At 72.0% G+C, this 14,001-nt stretch carries 19 protein-coding genes; 10 read left to right on the top strand and 9 right to left on the bottom strand.

Annotated features, from left to right (window positions below):
• Positions 1-38: 38 nt before the first annotated feature.
• Positions 39-362, bottom strand: a complete 324-nt coding sequence (locus ACERZO_RS28695; protein ID WP_372667855.1) for a hypothetical protein — start codon at positions 360-362, stop codon at positions 39-41.
• Positions 363-489: 127 nt separating this feature from the next.
• Here ACERZO_RS28695 and ACERZO_RS28690 point away from each other — a divergent pair, with 127 nt between their 5' ends.
• Both ACERZO_RS28690 and ACERZO_RS28685 read left to right on the top strand, forming a co-directional pair.
• Positions 490-1,689, top strand: coding sequence for an MFS transporter (locus ACERZO_RS28690; protein ID WP_372667854.1), 1,200 nt, complete (start codon positions 490-492; stop codon positions 1,687-1,689).
• A 9-nt stretch (positions 1,690-1,698) separates the two neighbouring features.
• Positions 1,699-3,015: a LuxR C-terminal-related transcriptional regulator gene (locus ACERZO_RS28685; RefSeq protein WP_372667853.1), complete on the top strand. Its 1,317-nt coding sequence runs from the start codon at positions 1,699-1,701 to the stop codon at positions 3,013-3,015.
• On the opposite strand, the gene ACERZO_RS28680 is transcribed toward ACERZO_RS28685, so the two are convergent.
• On the bottom strand, positions 2,989-3,549 hold the full coding sequence (locus ACERZO_RS28680) for a TetR/AcrR family transcriptional regulator (protein ID WP_372667852.1): 561 nt from the start codon (positions 3,547-3,549) through the stop codon (positions 2,989-2,991). The two genes, ACERZO_RS28685 and ACERZO_RS28680, sit on opposite strands and share 27 nt — an antisense overlap.
• A 96-nt stretch (positions 3,550-3,645) precedes the next feature.
• On the opposite strand from ACERZO_RS28680, the gene ACERZO_RS28675 reads away from it, so the two are divergent.
• On the top strand, positions 3,646-4,077 hold the full coding sequence (locus ACERZO_RS28675; protein WP_372667851.1) for a nuclear transport factor 2 family protein: 432 nt from the start codon (positions 3,646-3,648) through the stop codon (positions 4,075-4,077).
• Here ACERZO_RS28675 and ACERZO_RS28670 read toward each other — a convergent pair.
• The 3 genes from ACERZO_RS28670 to ACERZO_RS28660 form a co-directional block, all read right to left on the bottom strand.
• Positions 4,040-4,828 carry a metal-dependent hydrolase gene (locus ACERZO_RS28670; protein WP_372667912.1) on the bottom strand — a complete coding sequence of 263 codons (789 nt, stop codon included), beginning with the start codon at positions 4,826-4,828 and terminating at the stop codon, positions 4,040-4,042. The genes ACERZO_RS28675 and ACERZO_RS28670 overlap by 38 nt on opposite strands.
• Before the next feature lie 58 nt (positions 4,829-4,886).
• Entirely contained in the window at positions 4,887-5,240 is a 354-nt protein-coding gene (locus ACERZO_RS28665; RefSeq protein WP_086673555.1) for an STAS domain-containing protein, read from the bottom strand.
• A 206-nt stretch (positions 5,241-5,446) separates the two neighbouring features.
• Positions 5,447-5,755 (bottom strand): WhiB family transcriptional regulator, encoded by a 309-nt coding sequence (locus ACERZO_RS28660; RefSeq protein WP_372667850.1) that lies wholly within the window; start codon positions 5,753-5,755, stop codon positions 5,447-5,449.
• 163 nt (positions 5,756-5,918) lie between these two features.
• On the opposite strand from ACERZO_RS28660, the gene ACERZO_RS28655 reads away from it, so the two are divergent.
• The 3 genes from ACERZO_RS28655 to ACERZO_RS28645 all read left to right on the top strand — a co-directional run bounded on the left by ACERZO_RS28655 (position 5,919) and on the right by ACERZO_RS28645 (position 7,587).
• Complete coding sequence (locus ACERZO_RS28655; RefSeq protein WP_086673552.1) at positions 5,919-6,335, top strand: anti-sigma factor; 417 nt, start codon at positions 5,919-5,921, stop codon at positions 6,333-6,335.
• Positions 6,332-7,105, top strand: coding sequence for a SigB/SigF/SigG family RNA polymerase sigma factor (locus ACERZO_RS28650; RefSeq protein ID WP_372667849.1), 774 nt, complete (start codon positions 6,332-6,334; stop codon positions 7,103-7,105). The genes ACERZO_RS28655 and ACERZO_RS28650 overlap by 4 nt, the downstream gene beginning before the upstream one ends.
• 62 nt (positions 7,106-7,167) lie before the next feature.
• Positions 7,168-7,587: an ATP-binding protein gene (locus tag ACERZO_RS28645; protein ID WP_372667848.1), complete on the top strand. Its 420-nt coding sequence runs from the start codon at positions 7,168-7,170 to the stop codon at positions 7,585-7,587.
• Here the strand turns inward: ACERZO_RS28645 and ACERZO_RS28640 are convergent, their stop codons facing one another.
• The gene (locus ACERZO_RS28640; RefSeq protein WP_372667847.1) at positions 7,588-8,079 is read right to left on the bottom strand and encodes a MarR family winged helix-turn-helix transcriptional regulator; all 492 of its coding nucleotides are present in this window, start codon (positions 8,077-8,079) and stop codon (positions 7,588-7,590) included. It lies immediately after the preceding gene.
• A gap of 33 nt (positions 8,080-8,112) precedes the next feature.
• Here ACERZO_RS28640 and ACERZO_RS28635 point away from each other — a divergent pair, with 33 nt between their 5' ends.
• Both ACERZO_RS28635 and ACERZO_RS28630 read left to right on the top strand, forming a co-directional pair.
• Positions 8,113-9,090, top strand: a complete 978-nt coding sequence (locus ACERZO_RS28635) for an aldo/keto reductase (protein ID WP_372667846.1) — start codon at positions 8,113-8,115, stop codon at positions 9,088-9,090.
• Positions 9,091-9,108: 18 nt separating this feature from the next.
• On the top strand, positions 9,109-9,747 hold the full coding sequence (locus tag ACERZO_RS28630) for a nitroreductase family protein (protein ID WP_372667845.1): 639 nt from the start codon (positions 9,109-9,111) through the stop codon (positions 9,745-9,747).
• Between the two features lie 69 nt (positions 9,748-9,816).
• Here the strand turns inward: ACERZO_RS28630 and ACERZO_RS28625 are convergent, their stop codons facing one another.
• The 3 genes from ACERZO_RS28625 to ACERZO_RS28615 form a co-directional block, all read right to left on the bottom strand.
• Positions 9,817-10,560, bottom strand: a complete 744-nt coding sequence (locus ACERZO_RS28625) for a 3D domain-containing protein (RefSeq protein ID WP_372667844.1) — start codon at positions 10,558-10,560, stop codon at positions 9,817-9,819.
• 149 nt (positions 10,561-10,709) lie between these two features.
• Positions 10,710-11,348, bottom strand: coding sequence for an alpha/beta fold hydrolase (locus ACERZO_RS28620; protein WP_372667843.1), 639 nt, complete (start codon positions 11,346-11,348; stop codon positions 10,710-10,712).
• A gap of 10 nt (positions 11,349-11,358) precedes the next feature.
• Positions 11,359-12,039 (bottom strand): HNH endonuclease family protein, encoded by a 681-nt coding sequence (locus ACERZO_RS28615; RefSeq protein WP_372667842.1) that lies wholly within the window; start codon positions 12,037-12,039, stop codon positions 11,359-11,361.
• Positions 12,040-12,217: 178 nt separating this feature from the next.
• On the opposite strand from ACERZO_RS28615, the gene ACERZO_RS28610 reads away from it, so the two are divergent.
• On the top strand, positions 12,218-13,261 hold the full coding sequence (locus ACERZO_RS28610; protein ID WP_372667841.1) for an SEL1-like repeat protein: 1,044 nt from the start codon (positions 12,218-12,220) through the stop codon (positions 13,259-13,261).
• A gap of 79 nt (positions 13,262-13,340) precedes the next feature.
• On the top strand, positions 13,341-13,961 hold the full coding sequence (locus tag ACERZO_RS28605; RefSeq protein WP_372667840.1) for a D-sedoheptulose-7-phosphate isomerase: 621 nt from the start codon (positions 13,341-13,343) through the stop codon (positions 13,959-13,961).
• Positions 13,962-14,001 lie beyond the last annotated feature (40 nt).

Below are 14,001 nucleotides of genomic sequence, written 5' to 3'. Positions count from 1 at the left end.
GGTCTGGACGTCAGTTCCGGGCGCGCGGGTTGCACGGGTCAGTCACGCCACCCGCTGGTCAGCGGAAGAGCGGGCGAGGTTGCCGTGGTGGAGGTGGCCGTGGTCGACGGCGTCACGGTCACCTCGACGACGCTCGTCGTCGTGGTCGGCGGCGAAGTCTCCACCGAGGTGACGGTGGAGGGCGGCACGGACGCCGTCACGGTGACGGGCCGGGCGGACACGGTGGTGGGTGGCGGAGTGGTGAGGTCGACGGGCTTGGGAGCGGCCCGCCCGGCGATGAGCAGCGCGGCGACCAGCAGTCCGGCGGAGAACCCCGCCAGCCCGGTGACCGCGGCGGAGCCCCAGGTAGGTCGGCCGTTCATCCGGGCACCCCCTCGCCACGCGCAGCGCAGGTACGAGGAATAACTCGCGTTGATCTTAGCTGGTGTTACCGAACGTGCACCTTGAGTCGGCTTGACTCAACTTTGTTCAGCGTGCCACGTTGGGATCATGGGGGTACTGGGGAACCGCGACTTCCGCCGGCTGTGGCTCGCCGACCTGGTGAGCCAGCTCGGGAGCCGAGTCGACGTGCTGGCGGTGCCGCTGCTCGCAGTCACTACGCTGCCGACGCAGCTGCGGCGGGTGGCGACCTGGGACCACGGCGGCCCCCGCCCTTCCCTTGGGGGGCGTCCCCGGTCCCAGTTTATCGCCCCAGGCCGACAAAACCGGGCGAGCGGGCTTCGGACGGCTCAGCTGTCCACATCACGGCAAGGCTGTGGACAGCTCGGCGCGTCGGTCTTCGAGGTCGCGCTCTTGCTGAAGGGGAGAACCGGCCGTACCTGGTGCTCGGCCTGCAGGTCGGCGCGCGGATGCCCGGATGCGCCATCGCCCGGTGCTGATCGCCGCCGACATCGGCCGCCGCTGCTGCTCGCGCCGATCCCGGTCGCCGGGCTGGTGGTGCAGGCGCTCGGTATCGCCGCGGCCCTGGCCGTCGACGCCGTCAGCTACCTGTGGTCCGCCCTGTGGCTGCGCCGGATCGAAACGCCCGACCTGCGGCCCGAACCCCGGCCACGGCGGCTGCTCCGCGAGATCGGCGACGGCCTCCGGGTCGTCCGCGGCGACCGGATCCTGCTGGCCGTCAGCGTGCACGGTGCCGTGTCGAGCTTCTTCCAGTCGGTGCACCTGGCCATCGTCGTCGTGTTCCTCGCCCGCGACGTCGGCCTGTCGGCGTGGGCGATCGGGCTGCTCGGCACGGTCACGCTGGCCGGCGCCCTCACCGCCGGGCTCACCGCGCGGCGGATCGGCGCGCGCATCGGCGGCGCGCGGGCGCTCTGGGGCGCGGCCGTGCTGTACGGCCTGGCCTACCAGCTCTACCCGTTCACCGGGCCCGGCTGGGGGCTCACCTGCTACGTCGTCGCCGGGTTCTTCGCCTGCTTCGGCGTCATCGTGCTGAACGTGTTCGGCATGAGCTACCAGCAAGCCGCCGCGCCGCCGGAGCTGCTGGGCCGGGTCAACTCGATCACGCACACGCTGGTCTTCGGCGCCGTCCCGCTCGGCAGCCTGCTCGGCGGCGCGCTGGCGAGCGCGTTCGGGATGCGGGTGACCCTGCACATCGCGGCGGCCGGGGTGCTCGCGTCGGCCGCGATCCTGCTCTGGTCGCCGCTGCGGCAGCTGCGGGACCTGAACGGCGTCTCAGCCGGGCACCCCTAGCTTCGAAGCATGGACGAGACCGCGCGGGCCCACGGCCTTTGCGAAGCCGCCCACACCGCGTGGAAAGCCGGTGATCCCGCGCGGGCCCGGCGGCTGCTCGAAGTCATGGCCGCGGAGGTGCGCGAGCCCGTCGCGCGGCCGTTCACCGGGCGGCTGCGCGGGCTCATCGAGCTCTACAGCGGGAACCTCGCCGCCGCGCAGGAGCACCTGACCGCCGTCGCCGGCCAGACCGATCCCAGCCACGCCGCCCGGCTGCTGTTCCTCGCCATCGACGCCGCCCACCACCGCGACCGCTGGGACGACGTCGTCGCGCTGGCGGGGCGGATCCGCACGCTGCCGTGCGAACCCGGCTTCCACGTCCTGGCCGAACTGCTCGTCGGCGAGGGGGAGACGCCGGACCCGTGGCAGATCGTCGACGCCGTGCCGGAGACGCTCACCGAGCGGCACGCGCACCGCTGGCTCGTCACGATGGCGATCAGCCGCCGCGGCCCGCACCGGCAGGCGACGCGGGAGTTCGGGCTCGTCGCCGCGGAGCGTTTGCGCGCCAACGGAATCCTCGCCCTCTACGCAGTCCTGCTGGTCTGGCTGGCCGAGCTCGAACTGGACCTGGGCCGCTGGGCCGACGCCCAGGCGCACGCGGAAGAAGCGCTGCGAACCGCGGCCGAACAGCGCGTGACGGTGGCCGACGCCCACGCCGTTTTGGCGCGTCTCGCGGCTCTGCGCGGCGACGGCCCCGAGTGTCGCCGGTACGCGGGCCTCGTGCTGCGCGACGCGCCCGCCCAGGACAACGCGCTCGCGGCGGCCCACGCCCGGTGGGCCTTGGGCGCGCTGCACCTCTCGCGCGGCGAGCTCACCGAAGCGGCGGAACGGCTTTCGGCGCTCGGCCACCGGGACGTCGACGCGGCGGCCACGCTCGACCGCGCCGAAGCGGTGTCGGAGTGGGTGACCGTTCCCGATCTGCCGTTCGAGCAGGCGCGGGGCCGGCTTCGGCTGGGCCGGCGGCTGCGGCGGGAGCGGCGGATCACCGAGGCGAAGGTCGAGCTGCGGGCGGCGTTGGAGACGTTCGAAAGCCTCGGCGCGGCCGAGTGGGCCGCCACTGCCGGCGGGGAACTGCGCGCGGCCGGGTCGTCCGCGCCGGGCACCGGGCAGCTGACCGCGCAGGAGCGTCAGGTCGCGGAGCTGGCCGCGGCCGGGCTGTCCAACCGCGAGATCGGCGCGCGGCTGTTCCTCAGCCCGCGGACCGTCGGGTACCACCTGTACAAGCTGTTCCCGAAGCTCGGCGTCGCCAGCCGGGCGCAGCTACGCGACGTCGCTCTCCCCGGCTGACGCCCGCAGCCCGTCGACGACGATCCGGACGAGGTGCCGGCTGCCCGGCGAGTACCGCTCGACGGCGAGGCAGCCGACGATGAGCGCGCGCAGGTCGTCGCCGTCGATGTCGCGCCGGACGGTCCCGGCGTCCTGCGCCCGCTTCAGCAGTGTGCCGAGCGCGGAGCGGAAGTCGTCGCCGGCGCCGGCCTTGAAGGCGTGCCCGCCGGACTCGGCGAGGGCGTCGCAGATGGCCCGGTTGAGCGACGCCTGCTTGATGACCCGGACGAAGTAGTCGAGGAAGACCTCACCGGGGTCGTCGGCGGCGGCGAGCCCGCGGGCCTCCTCGGCGAACTGCTCGATCCGCTCGAGGACGACGGCCTGGAAAAGCGCCTCCTTGCTGGGGAAGTGCCGGTAGACGGTGCCGGCGCCGACACCGGCCAGCCGCGCGATGTCGTCGAGCGGCACGGCGAGCCCGTCGGCGGCGAACGCCTCTTCGGCGGCAGCCAGGACCTTGGCCCGGTTGCGCCGCGCGTCCGCGCGCATCTTCTCCATGTTCGTCTCCTCGTTGACAACCGGAACGCAGGCTCCGTATCGTCGTAAGCGGGTGCACCGTTCCGATTCAACGTCCAGTGTTCCAGGAGAATTCCGATGCCCAGCACCGTGTCCCCGGCGCGTTCCGTCTTCGATCGCTTCCTGGCCGCCTCCGTCGAGAACCGCTGGGACGACCTCGCCGACTGCTACGCCGAAGACGTCACCCTCGAAATGCCGTTCACCCTGCCCGGCGCGCCGCGGGTGTCCCACGGCCGCGAGGAACTGCGCCGCCGGTTCCGCCGCGCGGGCGAGGCACGCCGGATCACGAAAGCCGCCAACGTGGTGGTCCACGAGACCGCCGACCCCGCGGTGCTGGTCGCCGAGTTCGACCTCCACCAGGAAATGGGCGGCGAGAGCTTCGTCGCCACGTACGTGATGGTGATGACGATCAAAGACGGCCTGATCGCGCACACCCGCGACTACACCGACACCGCCGCGGCGGCGGAACGCATCAAGGCGTGGTCGCCTGCTGGCTCGCCGGCGGGATGAACAGCCGCTCGAACGTGCTCACCGACCAATCCCACACGCCGGGCACCAGTAGCACGCCGACCACCACGAACACCGGGAAGATGAGCCGCTTCTCGACCTTCTTGCCCGTTTTGAACCGCAGCGCCTTCGGGGGTCCCAGCTCGTACCAGGTCTCGCCGGCGATCGGGATCGGGAAGAGGAACGGGCAGCCGGACTCGGTCAGCGCGTCGCCCAGGCAGTGGGTCAGGCAGCCCGCGGCCACCGCGATCCCCAGCCAGCCGGTGATGGCCTCGAGCTCGCCGGCCCGGTCGGGCGGCGCGGTGAAGAACCACCAGGCCACCGCGGAACCGCTCACCGGCAGCAGCCAGTCGCCCAGCGCGCCTTCCGCCAGCATCAAGCCGAAGATCACCACGCCGACGACCGCCCAGGGACCGCCGGCCTCGGTACCCCACGACGTCAGCGCGCCCACGCCGGCCGCGAACAGGACCGTGTGGGACAGGTGGCGGTGCTGGCCCGTCACCTTCTCGTCGCGAGGCCCTTTCGTCAGCGCGTAGAACGCCGCCGAGACGCGGCGAAGCAGCCACGACAACGCGCCCGTCAGCCAGCCGAGCAGCCGGGACGCGCTCGCTCCGGGGTGGTCGAGGTCGGGCAGCAGGGCGAACCCCGCCGTGGTGGCCGCGAAGACCACCGCCTGGTGCACCGAACCGGCCCCGACCGCGGGCGCCAGGGCCAAGCCCGCGCACCAGCCGGTCAGGGCGTGCGTCCGCCCCATCATCGTGCCGCCCCCAGGTCACCGCGGAAAAATCACTCCGCGGAACCGTAGCGGGCGGTCAGGCTTGGGGGTCCTCCGACACGCTCAGGTGTTCGGCCACGCCGGTGAGCTCGATCACGCGGCTCACGGCGGGACTCGGGACGACCTCGAGCTCGACTTCCTGCTCGCCGGCCTGGCGTTGTGCGCGGAGCACCACGTTCAGCGCGGAGGAATCGAAGAAGGTCACCCCGGTCAGATCGGCCACGACCCGCTGCGCGCGCTTGTCCGCGATCAGCCCCGCCAGGGCCTCCTGCAGCTGCGGGCTGGTGAGCAGATCGAGCTCGCCGGTGACCACCACCCGGGGCTCCGTCGCGTCGGTGTCCAGCGTGATGCCGAACCCGGGCGGGGTGGCGTTCTGGTCGGCTGCGGGCATGCAGTTTCTCCTCGTCAGGCGCTGCTCCTGCGCCGGGTACGCGCCTGCTGTCTCAAGCGGCAACCGTGTCACCGTGCCTTCCTGAAGCTCGCGCCGGCACGGTCAAAGGCAACTCCGGGGCCAACCCTAACCCAGGATGCGACCGAGCCCGCCACGGCCGCCGCCCTTTCGCTCGCACTGTTCACGTGTGATCGGATCCTGCCTGGTCAGTGCGCGCCGACGGCCTTGCGCGCCGCCCTGCGCTGGCGGAGGAACAGCTGCCGCCGTTCGATCTCGCCGAGGCCACCCCAGATGCCGTACGGCTCCTGCACGGTCATCGCGTGCTGGCGGCACTGCGCCAGCACCGGGCAGGTCTGGCAGATGGCCTTGGCCCGGGACTCGCGCCGCTCGCGCGCGGAACCCCGCTCGTTGTCCGTGTGGAAGAACAGGCTGCTGTCCGCACCGCGGCAAGAACCGCGCAGCTGCCACTCCCACTCTTCAGCAACCACGTTGGGCAGCCGGCTGACGTCAGCCATCTCGTCCCTGCCTTTCCCCGGAAGAGCATGTCGACCGCTACATGCCCGCCGGTGGAGCGGATCAAACGCGGGTTTGGTTTGCTCACCCCACGGGCATCTCGCGACCGGGCGTGAAGAGGACACCGCGACCCGTTGGAGCGCGAGTGCGGAGAAAGGAACAAACGTGGAGGACAACGCCCCGCTCGTCCCGGAAGGCGCGCAGGTCATCGAGGTGCGGACGGCCGCGATCCCGCACGTCGTGCCGACGCTGCGCACGATCGTGGCGGACATCGCCATGCGCCAGGACTTCGACCTCGACGCCGTCGAGGACCTCCGGATGGCGGTGGACGAAGCCTGCTCACTGCTGCTCCCCGCCGCCTCGGACGGCCGGCTCACCTGTGTCTTCTCGTGGAGCGGGCCGCGCATCGAGGTCTCGGTGTCGGTGCTTTCGGACACGCCCGACCACGAAGACGACTCGGGTCTGTCGTGGCAGCTGCTGACCGCGCTCGCGACGTCGGCCGAGCGCACGGTGACCCCGGAGGACGGGCGCTACCTGTCCCGGGTCGACCTCGTCCGGGAGAGCCAGGCGGCGGACTCGTGACCGATCCCGCCGGGGGCAGCGGGGACGACGTCGCCGCGCTGTTCACCCAACTCGCCGGGCTGCCGGCGGACTCCCCGGAGCGGGAGCGCATCCGCGACACGCTGGTGCGCACGCACCTGGAGCTCGCGCGCAACCTCGCCCGGAAGTTCCGCAACCGCGACGAGGCGATGGAGGACCTGGTCCAGATCGCCACGGTCGGGCTGATCCACGCCGTCGACCGGTTCGACCCCGAGCAGGGGACGGACTTCCTGGCCTTCGCCGTCCCCACGATCTCCGGGGAGCTGCGCCACCACTTCCGCGACAACAGCTGGTCGGTGCGGGTGCCGCGGCGGCTCAAGGAGCTGAACGCGAACATCTCCGCCGCGCGTGAGGAGCTCACGGTGCAGCTTTCGCGCGCGCCGAAGCCCAGTGAAATCGCGTCGCGGCTCGGTGTGCCGATCGAGGACGTCTACGAGGGCCTTCGCGCCGGTCAGGGCCGGTACGGCGCTTCGCTGGACCACCTGCTGGAGAACGCCGCGCACACGCGGTTCGGGGCGCCGGACGCCGAGCTCGGCCAGGCCGAGCTGCGCGAGGCCCTGCGGCCGATGCTGGAGAGCTTGCCCGAGCGGGAGCGCAAGATCGTCGCGCTGCGGTTCGGGTCCGGGATGAGCCAGTCGGACATCGCCCGCCGCGTCGGGGTCTCCCAGATGCAGGTGTCGCGGTTGCTCGCCGCGACCTTGAAGAAGCTGCGTTCGGGCCTGGACGAATCCGAGCTGGCCGACGGCACCTGATTAGCCGCTCAGCCGCTTGGGTACCAAGCGGACGGTACCGGAACTCACTGGGAGGGGGACCGATGACGACGTCGAGGCTGCCGCAGCGCCCGGCTGTTCAGGCCGCGCCGCTGACGGTGCCCCTCCCGGACGACGTGACGGCCCCGGCCCGGGCGCGGCACGAGGTGCGCTCGGCCCTGCTCGCGGCCGGCCTGCGCGAGGCGCAGCTGGACGACGTCCTGCTGGCCACGTCCGAGCTGGTCACCAACGCGTTCGAGCACGGTGAACGGCCGCGATGCCTGGAGTTCGACTACGCCGACGGGCGGTTGGCCCTGCGCGTGTACGACGCCGGGCAGCTGCTGCCGGAGCTGCGGGCCCCGTCGCCGGCCGAGGCGCGCAGCCGCGGGCTCGTGTTGGTCCAGGCGCTGTCGGAGGACTGGGGCTTCGAGCGCTGCCCCGGCGGCAAGCTCGTCTGGGCCGTCTTCCGCATCCCCGGTGTCTGATCAGGGCTTCAGGAGCTCCCGCCCGGCGGCGGTCTCCGCGATCCGCTGCCGGAACGGCTTCCGGTCCAGCGCCTCGACGATCGCCGCGAGCACCCCGCGCAACGGGTAGGGCAGCTCGGCTTCCAGCGCCTCCGACGCCTCGGTCGTCGCCGTCCACTCCGCCTCGATGAGCGGCAGCAGGCCGCGCGTCTTCTCGGTGAGCGACACGATGCGCTGGCGGGCGTCCGCGCCCGGTTCGAGGCTGACGAGCCCGGCGCGGTTCATCTGCGCGACGGTCTGGCTGGCCGCCGAGTGCGTCACGCCCATTTCGGCGGCGAGGTCGCGGATGGCCAGCGGGCCGCGCGCGAGCAGCGCCCGCACCACCCCCGAGTACCGCGGGCGGTAGTCGTCGAGGCCGATGTCGGCGAGGAACCGGGCGACGTCGCCCTCGAGGATTTCGAGGACGTGCCGCATCCGGGTCCCGAGCCCGTCCGGACCCGATGTCATGGCCATGACCGCCGATCATAGGTGTGCTTGGATCGCGGCATGGAGAACCGGAAGATCGCCCGGCTGGGCCGCGAGGTGTCCGTCGTCGGGCTCGGCTGCTGGCAGCTCGGCGCGGACTGGGGCGAAGTCGACGAAACGGACGCACTGGCGGTGCTGCACGCGGCGGCCGACGCCGGCGTCACCTTCTTCGACACCGCGGACGTCTACGGCGACGGGCGCAGCGAGCGGCTGGTGGGCCGGTTCGCCGCTTCGCGTTCCGGTGTGTTCGTGGCGACCAAGATGGGCCGCCGGGTCGAACAGGTGCCGGAGAACTACGTCGCCGCGAACTTCCGCGAGTGGAACGACCGCTCGCGCCGCAACCTCGGCGTCGACACGATCGACCTGGTCCAGCTGCACTGCCCGCCGACCGCGGTGTACTCGTCCGACGCGGTGTACGACGCGCTCGACTCGATGGTCGACGAAGGCCGGATCAAGGCGTACGGCGTGAGCGTCGAGACGTGTGAAGAAGCCCTGACGGCGTTGGCGCGGCCGAACGTCGCTTCGGTGCAGATCATCCTGAACTGCCTGCGGCTGAAGCCCTTGGAGCGGGTGCTGCCCGCGGCGGCCGAGGCGGGCGCGGGGATCATCGCGCGGGTGCCGCTGGCGTCGGGCCTGCTGTCCGGGCGCTACACGGCCTCGACGACGTTCGCCGCGGACGACCACCGGAACTTCAACCGCCACGGCGAGGCGTTCGACGTCGGCGAGACGTTCTCGGGCGTGCCGTACGAGGTCGGGCTGGAGGCGGTCGAGCGGCTGCGCGGGCTGGTGCCCGAGGGGCAGACGGTGGCGCAGTTCGCGCTGCGCTGGATCATCGACCAGCCGGGCGTGAGCACGGTGATCCCGGGCGCGCGCAACGCTTCCCAGGCCACGGCGAACACCGCGGCGGCTTCGCTTCCGGCGTTGTCTTCGGACGCGTTGGCGGGCGTGCGGGAGACGTACGACGAGCTGGTGCGTCCGCTCGTGCACGATCGCTGGTAGTCCCGGCATGATGGGCCGATGATGACGCCCGAAGAGCTCCTGACGACCACCAGGACCGTCCGCAAGCGGCTCGACCTCGACCGGCCCGTGCCGCTCGACCTGGTGAAACACTGCGTACAGGTGGCGCTGCAGGCGCCGAGCGGCTCGAACACCCAGCGCTGGCAGTGGCTGGTGGTCACGGACGCGGACCAGCGCGCGGCGCTCGGGAGCATCTACGGCCGGGCGTGCCGCGAGTACCTGGCTTCCGACCGCGCGGCCGGGAAGCTGTTCGCGGACGACCCGGCGCGGGCCGCGGTGCAGCAGCGGGTCGGCAGCAGCGTCGAGTACCTGGCCGACCGGATGGGTGACGTGCCGGTGCTGGTGGTGCCGTGCCTGGAGACGCCGTCGGCTGAGCTCCCGGCGGGCAACCAGGCGGGCCTGTGGGCATCGTTGTTGCCGGCGGTGTGGAGCTACATGCTGGCGGCCCGGTCGGTGACGCTGGGGACGGCGTGGACGACGTTGCACCTGGCGTACGAGCAGGAGGCGGCGGAGGTGCTGGGGCTGCCGAAGAACGTCCACCAGGCGGCGCTGATCCCGACGGCGTTCTACACGGGCGAGACGTTCAAGCCGGCCGCGCGGCAGCCCCTCGAGGAGGTCCTGCACCTCGAGCGCTGGTAAGGGGCGGCCTCCTTGCCGGGGCGTTGGGGACGTCGGCAAGGAGGCCCGGCCTTCCGGCCGTCGGGGAGCTCAGCGCACCGTCAGCGTGAGCCGCTGGATGCCCCAGGCGTCGGCCTGTGAGCCGGGCAGCCAGACGTCGACGATGTCGTCCTTGATCCAGCTGCCGATGTCCGCCGCGTAGCACTCGCCGTAGCCCGGGACGGAGAACCTCGTGCCCCACGGGATGATCCGGGCGTCGACCGCGCAGAAGCCCGGCCCGGCGTTGTAGCCCAGCGCGGTCTGGGCGACGTCGTTGTAGGACGTGACGCGGTAGTTCAGCGTGGTGCCGGCCGGGATGCGGTAGGCGGCGAGCCGGCTGGTGCCGTCGAGGCGGTACGCGGTGGAGATCTGGCCGAGCGAGCCGGGCGAGTTGTCCTCCGCCGTCATCGCGTAGAGCTGGTAGTTCGCGTTCTGGCACGGGCTCGCGTCGGTGACGGTGAGCGTCGGCTGGCCCCAGTCGCTGATCCACTGCAGGGCCTGGCCGTTGCGGAACGCGCGGTAGGCCTTCGCGCCGGAGACGCGGGCGAAGGTGAAGGTGACCTTGCCGTCCGCGCCGAGGCCGCCGCTGACCGAGCCGGGCGCGGGCAGGCGGTTGGTGACGTCGACGGCGCCGACGAGCGTGCCGGGGCCGTGGCCGCCGGTGACCGGGCGATCCGGGATGGTGCCGGTGTAGAAGTGCTGGCAGGCGGGCAAAGTGGCCGCGGAAGCGGCGGGAGCGACGAGCAGGCTGCCGGCGGCGAAGGCCGCCAGCGCGAGGACCCTGGCGAAGCGCATGACGAGGAGACCTCCATGGTGGGGACCGGGGTGGAGGTGACGCAGGTGGGGAGGTGCGGGTTCGCCGCGCAACCGACGTTAAGTGGCCTGGACCACCCAGTCAATAGGTCTAGACCTTTAAGGTTTGACGCTCCCCCGAACGGCGCAGGCTAGAGGTAGCCGACCAAGCGGTCGGCGATCTGCGCGGGGTGGCTCAGCGGGGCGCAGTGCGGCCCGTCGACTTCGTCCGGCGTCAAGCCCAGGCGTTCCCGGGCCACCCGCCGCTGGAAGTCCGGCGTGAAGAACCGGTCGTCCCGGCACAGCAGCACCCGCGTCGGGACGTCCGGGTGCGCCGGCAACGGCCACGGCTCGTCCCACTCCTTGCTCACCTGGTCGCGCCCGTGCGCCTGGCACTCCGCGGCCAGCTCCGGCGAGACGCCGTTGAAGAACTGCTCGGTCTCGCTCAAGCCCTCGGGCGACGAAAAGCCCGTGTTGCCCCACCACTGCCCGGGCGGCTCCCCCGGCGCCGGGATCATCCCGGCCAGGTAGACCAGCAGCCGCGCCCGCACCTTGGCCGCGACCAGCGAGGCCGTGAACCCGCCGTAGGAATGCCCGACGACGGCGACGTCCGAAGCGTCACCCAGCGCCGCCAAGACGGTGTCCACGAACGAAGACAGCCCCGCCGCAGGGTCCGTGATCGGCAGGTCCGGCGCGACGAAGCGGTGGCCGCGCGCCTCCAGCTCCGGGCCGAGCAGGTGGAAGTCCCACCCGCTGCCGCCGCCCCCGTGGATCAGCGCGAAGGTCGTCATGCCGGCCAGCTCAGCAGCGGCGCAGCATGTCCGTCAAGGCGGTTTTCTCGCCTTCGGTGATCGTCAGGCCGTAGTAGTGCTTCACGACGATCCAGTCGGTCGCGTAGGTGCACCAGAACGCCACGAGCGGCGGCTTCCACTGGTCCGGCGCCTTGTCGCTCTTCTGCTGGTTGAGGTTGTCGGTGACGGCGAACAGCTGCGGCCGGGTCAGGTCGTTGGCGAACTGCTCGCGCTTCTCGGTCGTCCACGTCTTCGCGCCGCTGGCCCACGCCTGCCCGAGCGGGACCATGTGGTCGATGTCGAGGTCGGTCGCCTTGGTCCACGTCTCGTCGTCGTAGACGCTCGTCCACGTCCCGGACGTCGCCTTGCAGTCCTTGTCGGTCTTGACGTCCTTGCCGGCCCGCTTGAGGACGACTTCGCGGGTGTCACAACCTGACCCTTGGCTGTCCCAGTGCGGGAACTTCTCACGCGAGTAGCCGTCCATGGACGTCCGCGCGGCGATCGTCAGCTCGCCGAGCTGCTTCTGCGCGTCGGCCGCGGTGGCCGGAACCGGTGCCGATGACGTCGACGGTGCCGCCGGGGTCGCGCCGGAGCTTCTCGTCGCCCAGTACCCGAAGAAGGCGATCGCGAGGATCGCGACTACCAGCAGAGATCGTTGGGTCACGCTGAGCCGAAAGCCGCGGGCCGCCACGAATTTCTCCTCTCGAATTCACCTGAGCGCGGCGTAGTCTCACCCCTGCCGGCCTGGGAAAACCGCGCCGACACGACGACCTGGCGCGAATGTGACCTCGCCCACCCACGGCAGGGGTGTCACACCGAGCCGATCATCTGCGACTACCGGAGCAGGACCCATCCGGAGGGAGCAGCCGATGCCCGGCCGGCTCAAGAAGTTCGACGAGTTCTTCCAGCGCAAAGCCGCGGAAGGCGGCAACGTCATCGCCATGGCGAGGATGGGCTCCGCCATGCGCGAGCAGGGGAACCTCGCCGAGGCCGAGTCGTGGTTCCGCAAGGCGGCGATGGGCGGCGACCGCGTCTCGATGACGTCGCTGGCACACCTGCTCGCCGAACGCGGGGCGCAGGAAGAAGCCGAGCGCTGGTACCACGAGGCCGCCCTGGCCGGCGAGCCGCACGGGATGCTGAACCTCGCCCGCTCCTACGAGCGGCGCGGCAAGCGCGAAGACGCCCAGCACTGGTACAGCGAAGCCGCCCGCACCGGCGACCTGCCCTCGATCGCCGCGCTCGGGCACATGCTGCGTGAGCAGGGGCGGACCGACGAGGCCGAGACGTGGCTGAGGCAGGCCGCCGACGCCGGGATCACGAGCGCGATGATCGACCTCGGGGTCGTGCTGCGCGACCGCGGCCAGGCCGCCGAAGCCTCCCGCTGGTGGCGCTCGGCCGTGCAGGCCGGCGACCTCGCCGCCACCTGCCAGCTGGGCCGGCAGGCCGAACGGCTCGGCCGGCCCGCCGACGCCGAGAACTGGTACCGCCAGGGTGCGACCGGCGGGCACGTCGAGGCGGTCGTCCGGCTCGGGCTGCTGCTGCACCGCCGCGGCGACCTCGAAGAAGCCGAGAACTGGTACCTCGACGCGGCCGAGCGCGGCGACCCGGCCGCGATGACCAACCTCGGCGTGCTGGCCCGCAACCGCGGCGACGAGGGCGAGGCGGCGGCCTGGTACCGCAAGGCCGCCGAGCACGGCAGCGTCCCCGCGCTCACCAACCTCGGGCACCTCGCCGAGCACCGGGAGGACTTCGGCGAGGCCGAGCGGTGGTTCCGCCGGGCCGCCGACACCGGCGACGTCCAGGGCATGCTCAGCCTGGCCCGGATGCTGCGGTCGCGCGGTGCCGCCCATGAGGCGGAGCAGTGGCTCGCCCGTGCGGAGCAGTTCCAAGACGACCGGGAGCACCACTTCTGACCGTTCGATCTATTGTGTGATCCAACTCACAGTTCTAACCTGGTGTGCGGCTCACTCCACTGAGCGAGGAAGTGCCGCGATGCCGTGGTCACCGAATCAGCCGGCCTCCGTCGACGCGCTCTTCGAGCGCCGCGAGGCCCCGGTGCTCGCCCTGGCCGACGACGCCGGGACGGTGGCCGAGGCGTGCCACGGCATGGCCCGGCGCTTCCACCGCGGCGGCAAGCTCGTGGTGTTCGGCAACGGCGGCCCCAGCACCGACGCCCAGCACGTGGCGGTCGAGTTCGTCCACCCGGTGATCGTCGGCAAGCGCGCGCTGCCCGCGCTCTCGCTGACCGCCGACGTCGCGACGGTCACCGGCGTCGCCAACCGCGTGGGCCTCGAGGACGTCTTCGCCCACCAGCTGCGGATCATCGGCGAGCCGGCCGACATCGCGCTCGGCATCTCCACCGACGGCGAGTGCGCGAACGTCCGCCGCGCCCTCGAGACCGCCCGCGACCTCGGCATGCTCACCGTCGCGCTGACCGGCGGCGACGGCGGCGCGCTCGCGCGGACGCCCGGCCTCGACCACGTCCTGGTCGCCCGGTCGAGCGACCCGCGGGTCGTCAAGGAGGTCCACGTGACCACCTACCACGTGCTGTGGGAGCTGGTGCACGTCTTCTTCGAGCAACCCGGCGTGCTGACCCCGGAGGTGGCGTCGTGAACGCCGATGGCGCCGACAGACCAGCCGGCCCCGTCTGCCA

Source organism: Amycolatopsis kentuckyensis (assembly GCF_041679295.1).
GTDB lineage: Bacteria > Actinomycetota > Actinomycetes > Mycobacteriales > Pseudonocardiaceae > Amycolatopsis > Amycolatopsis kentuckyensis_A.
This window is presented reverse-complemented; position numbering and strand designations above follow the sequence as displayed.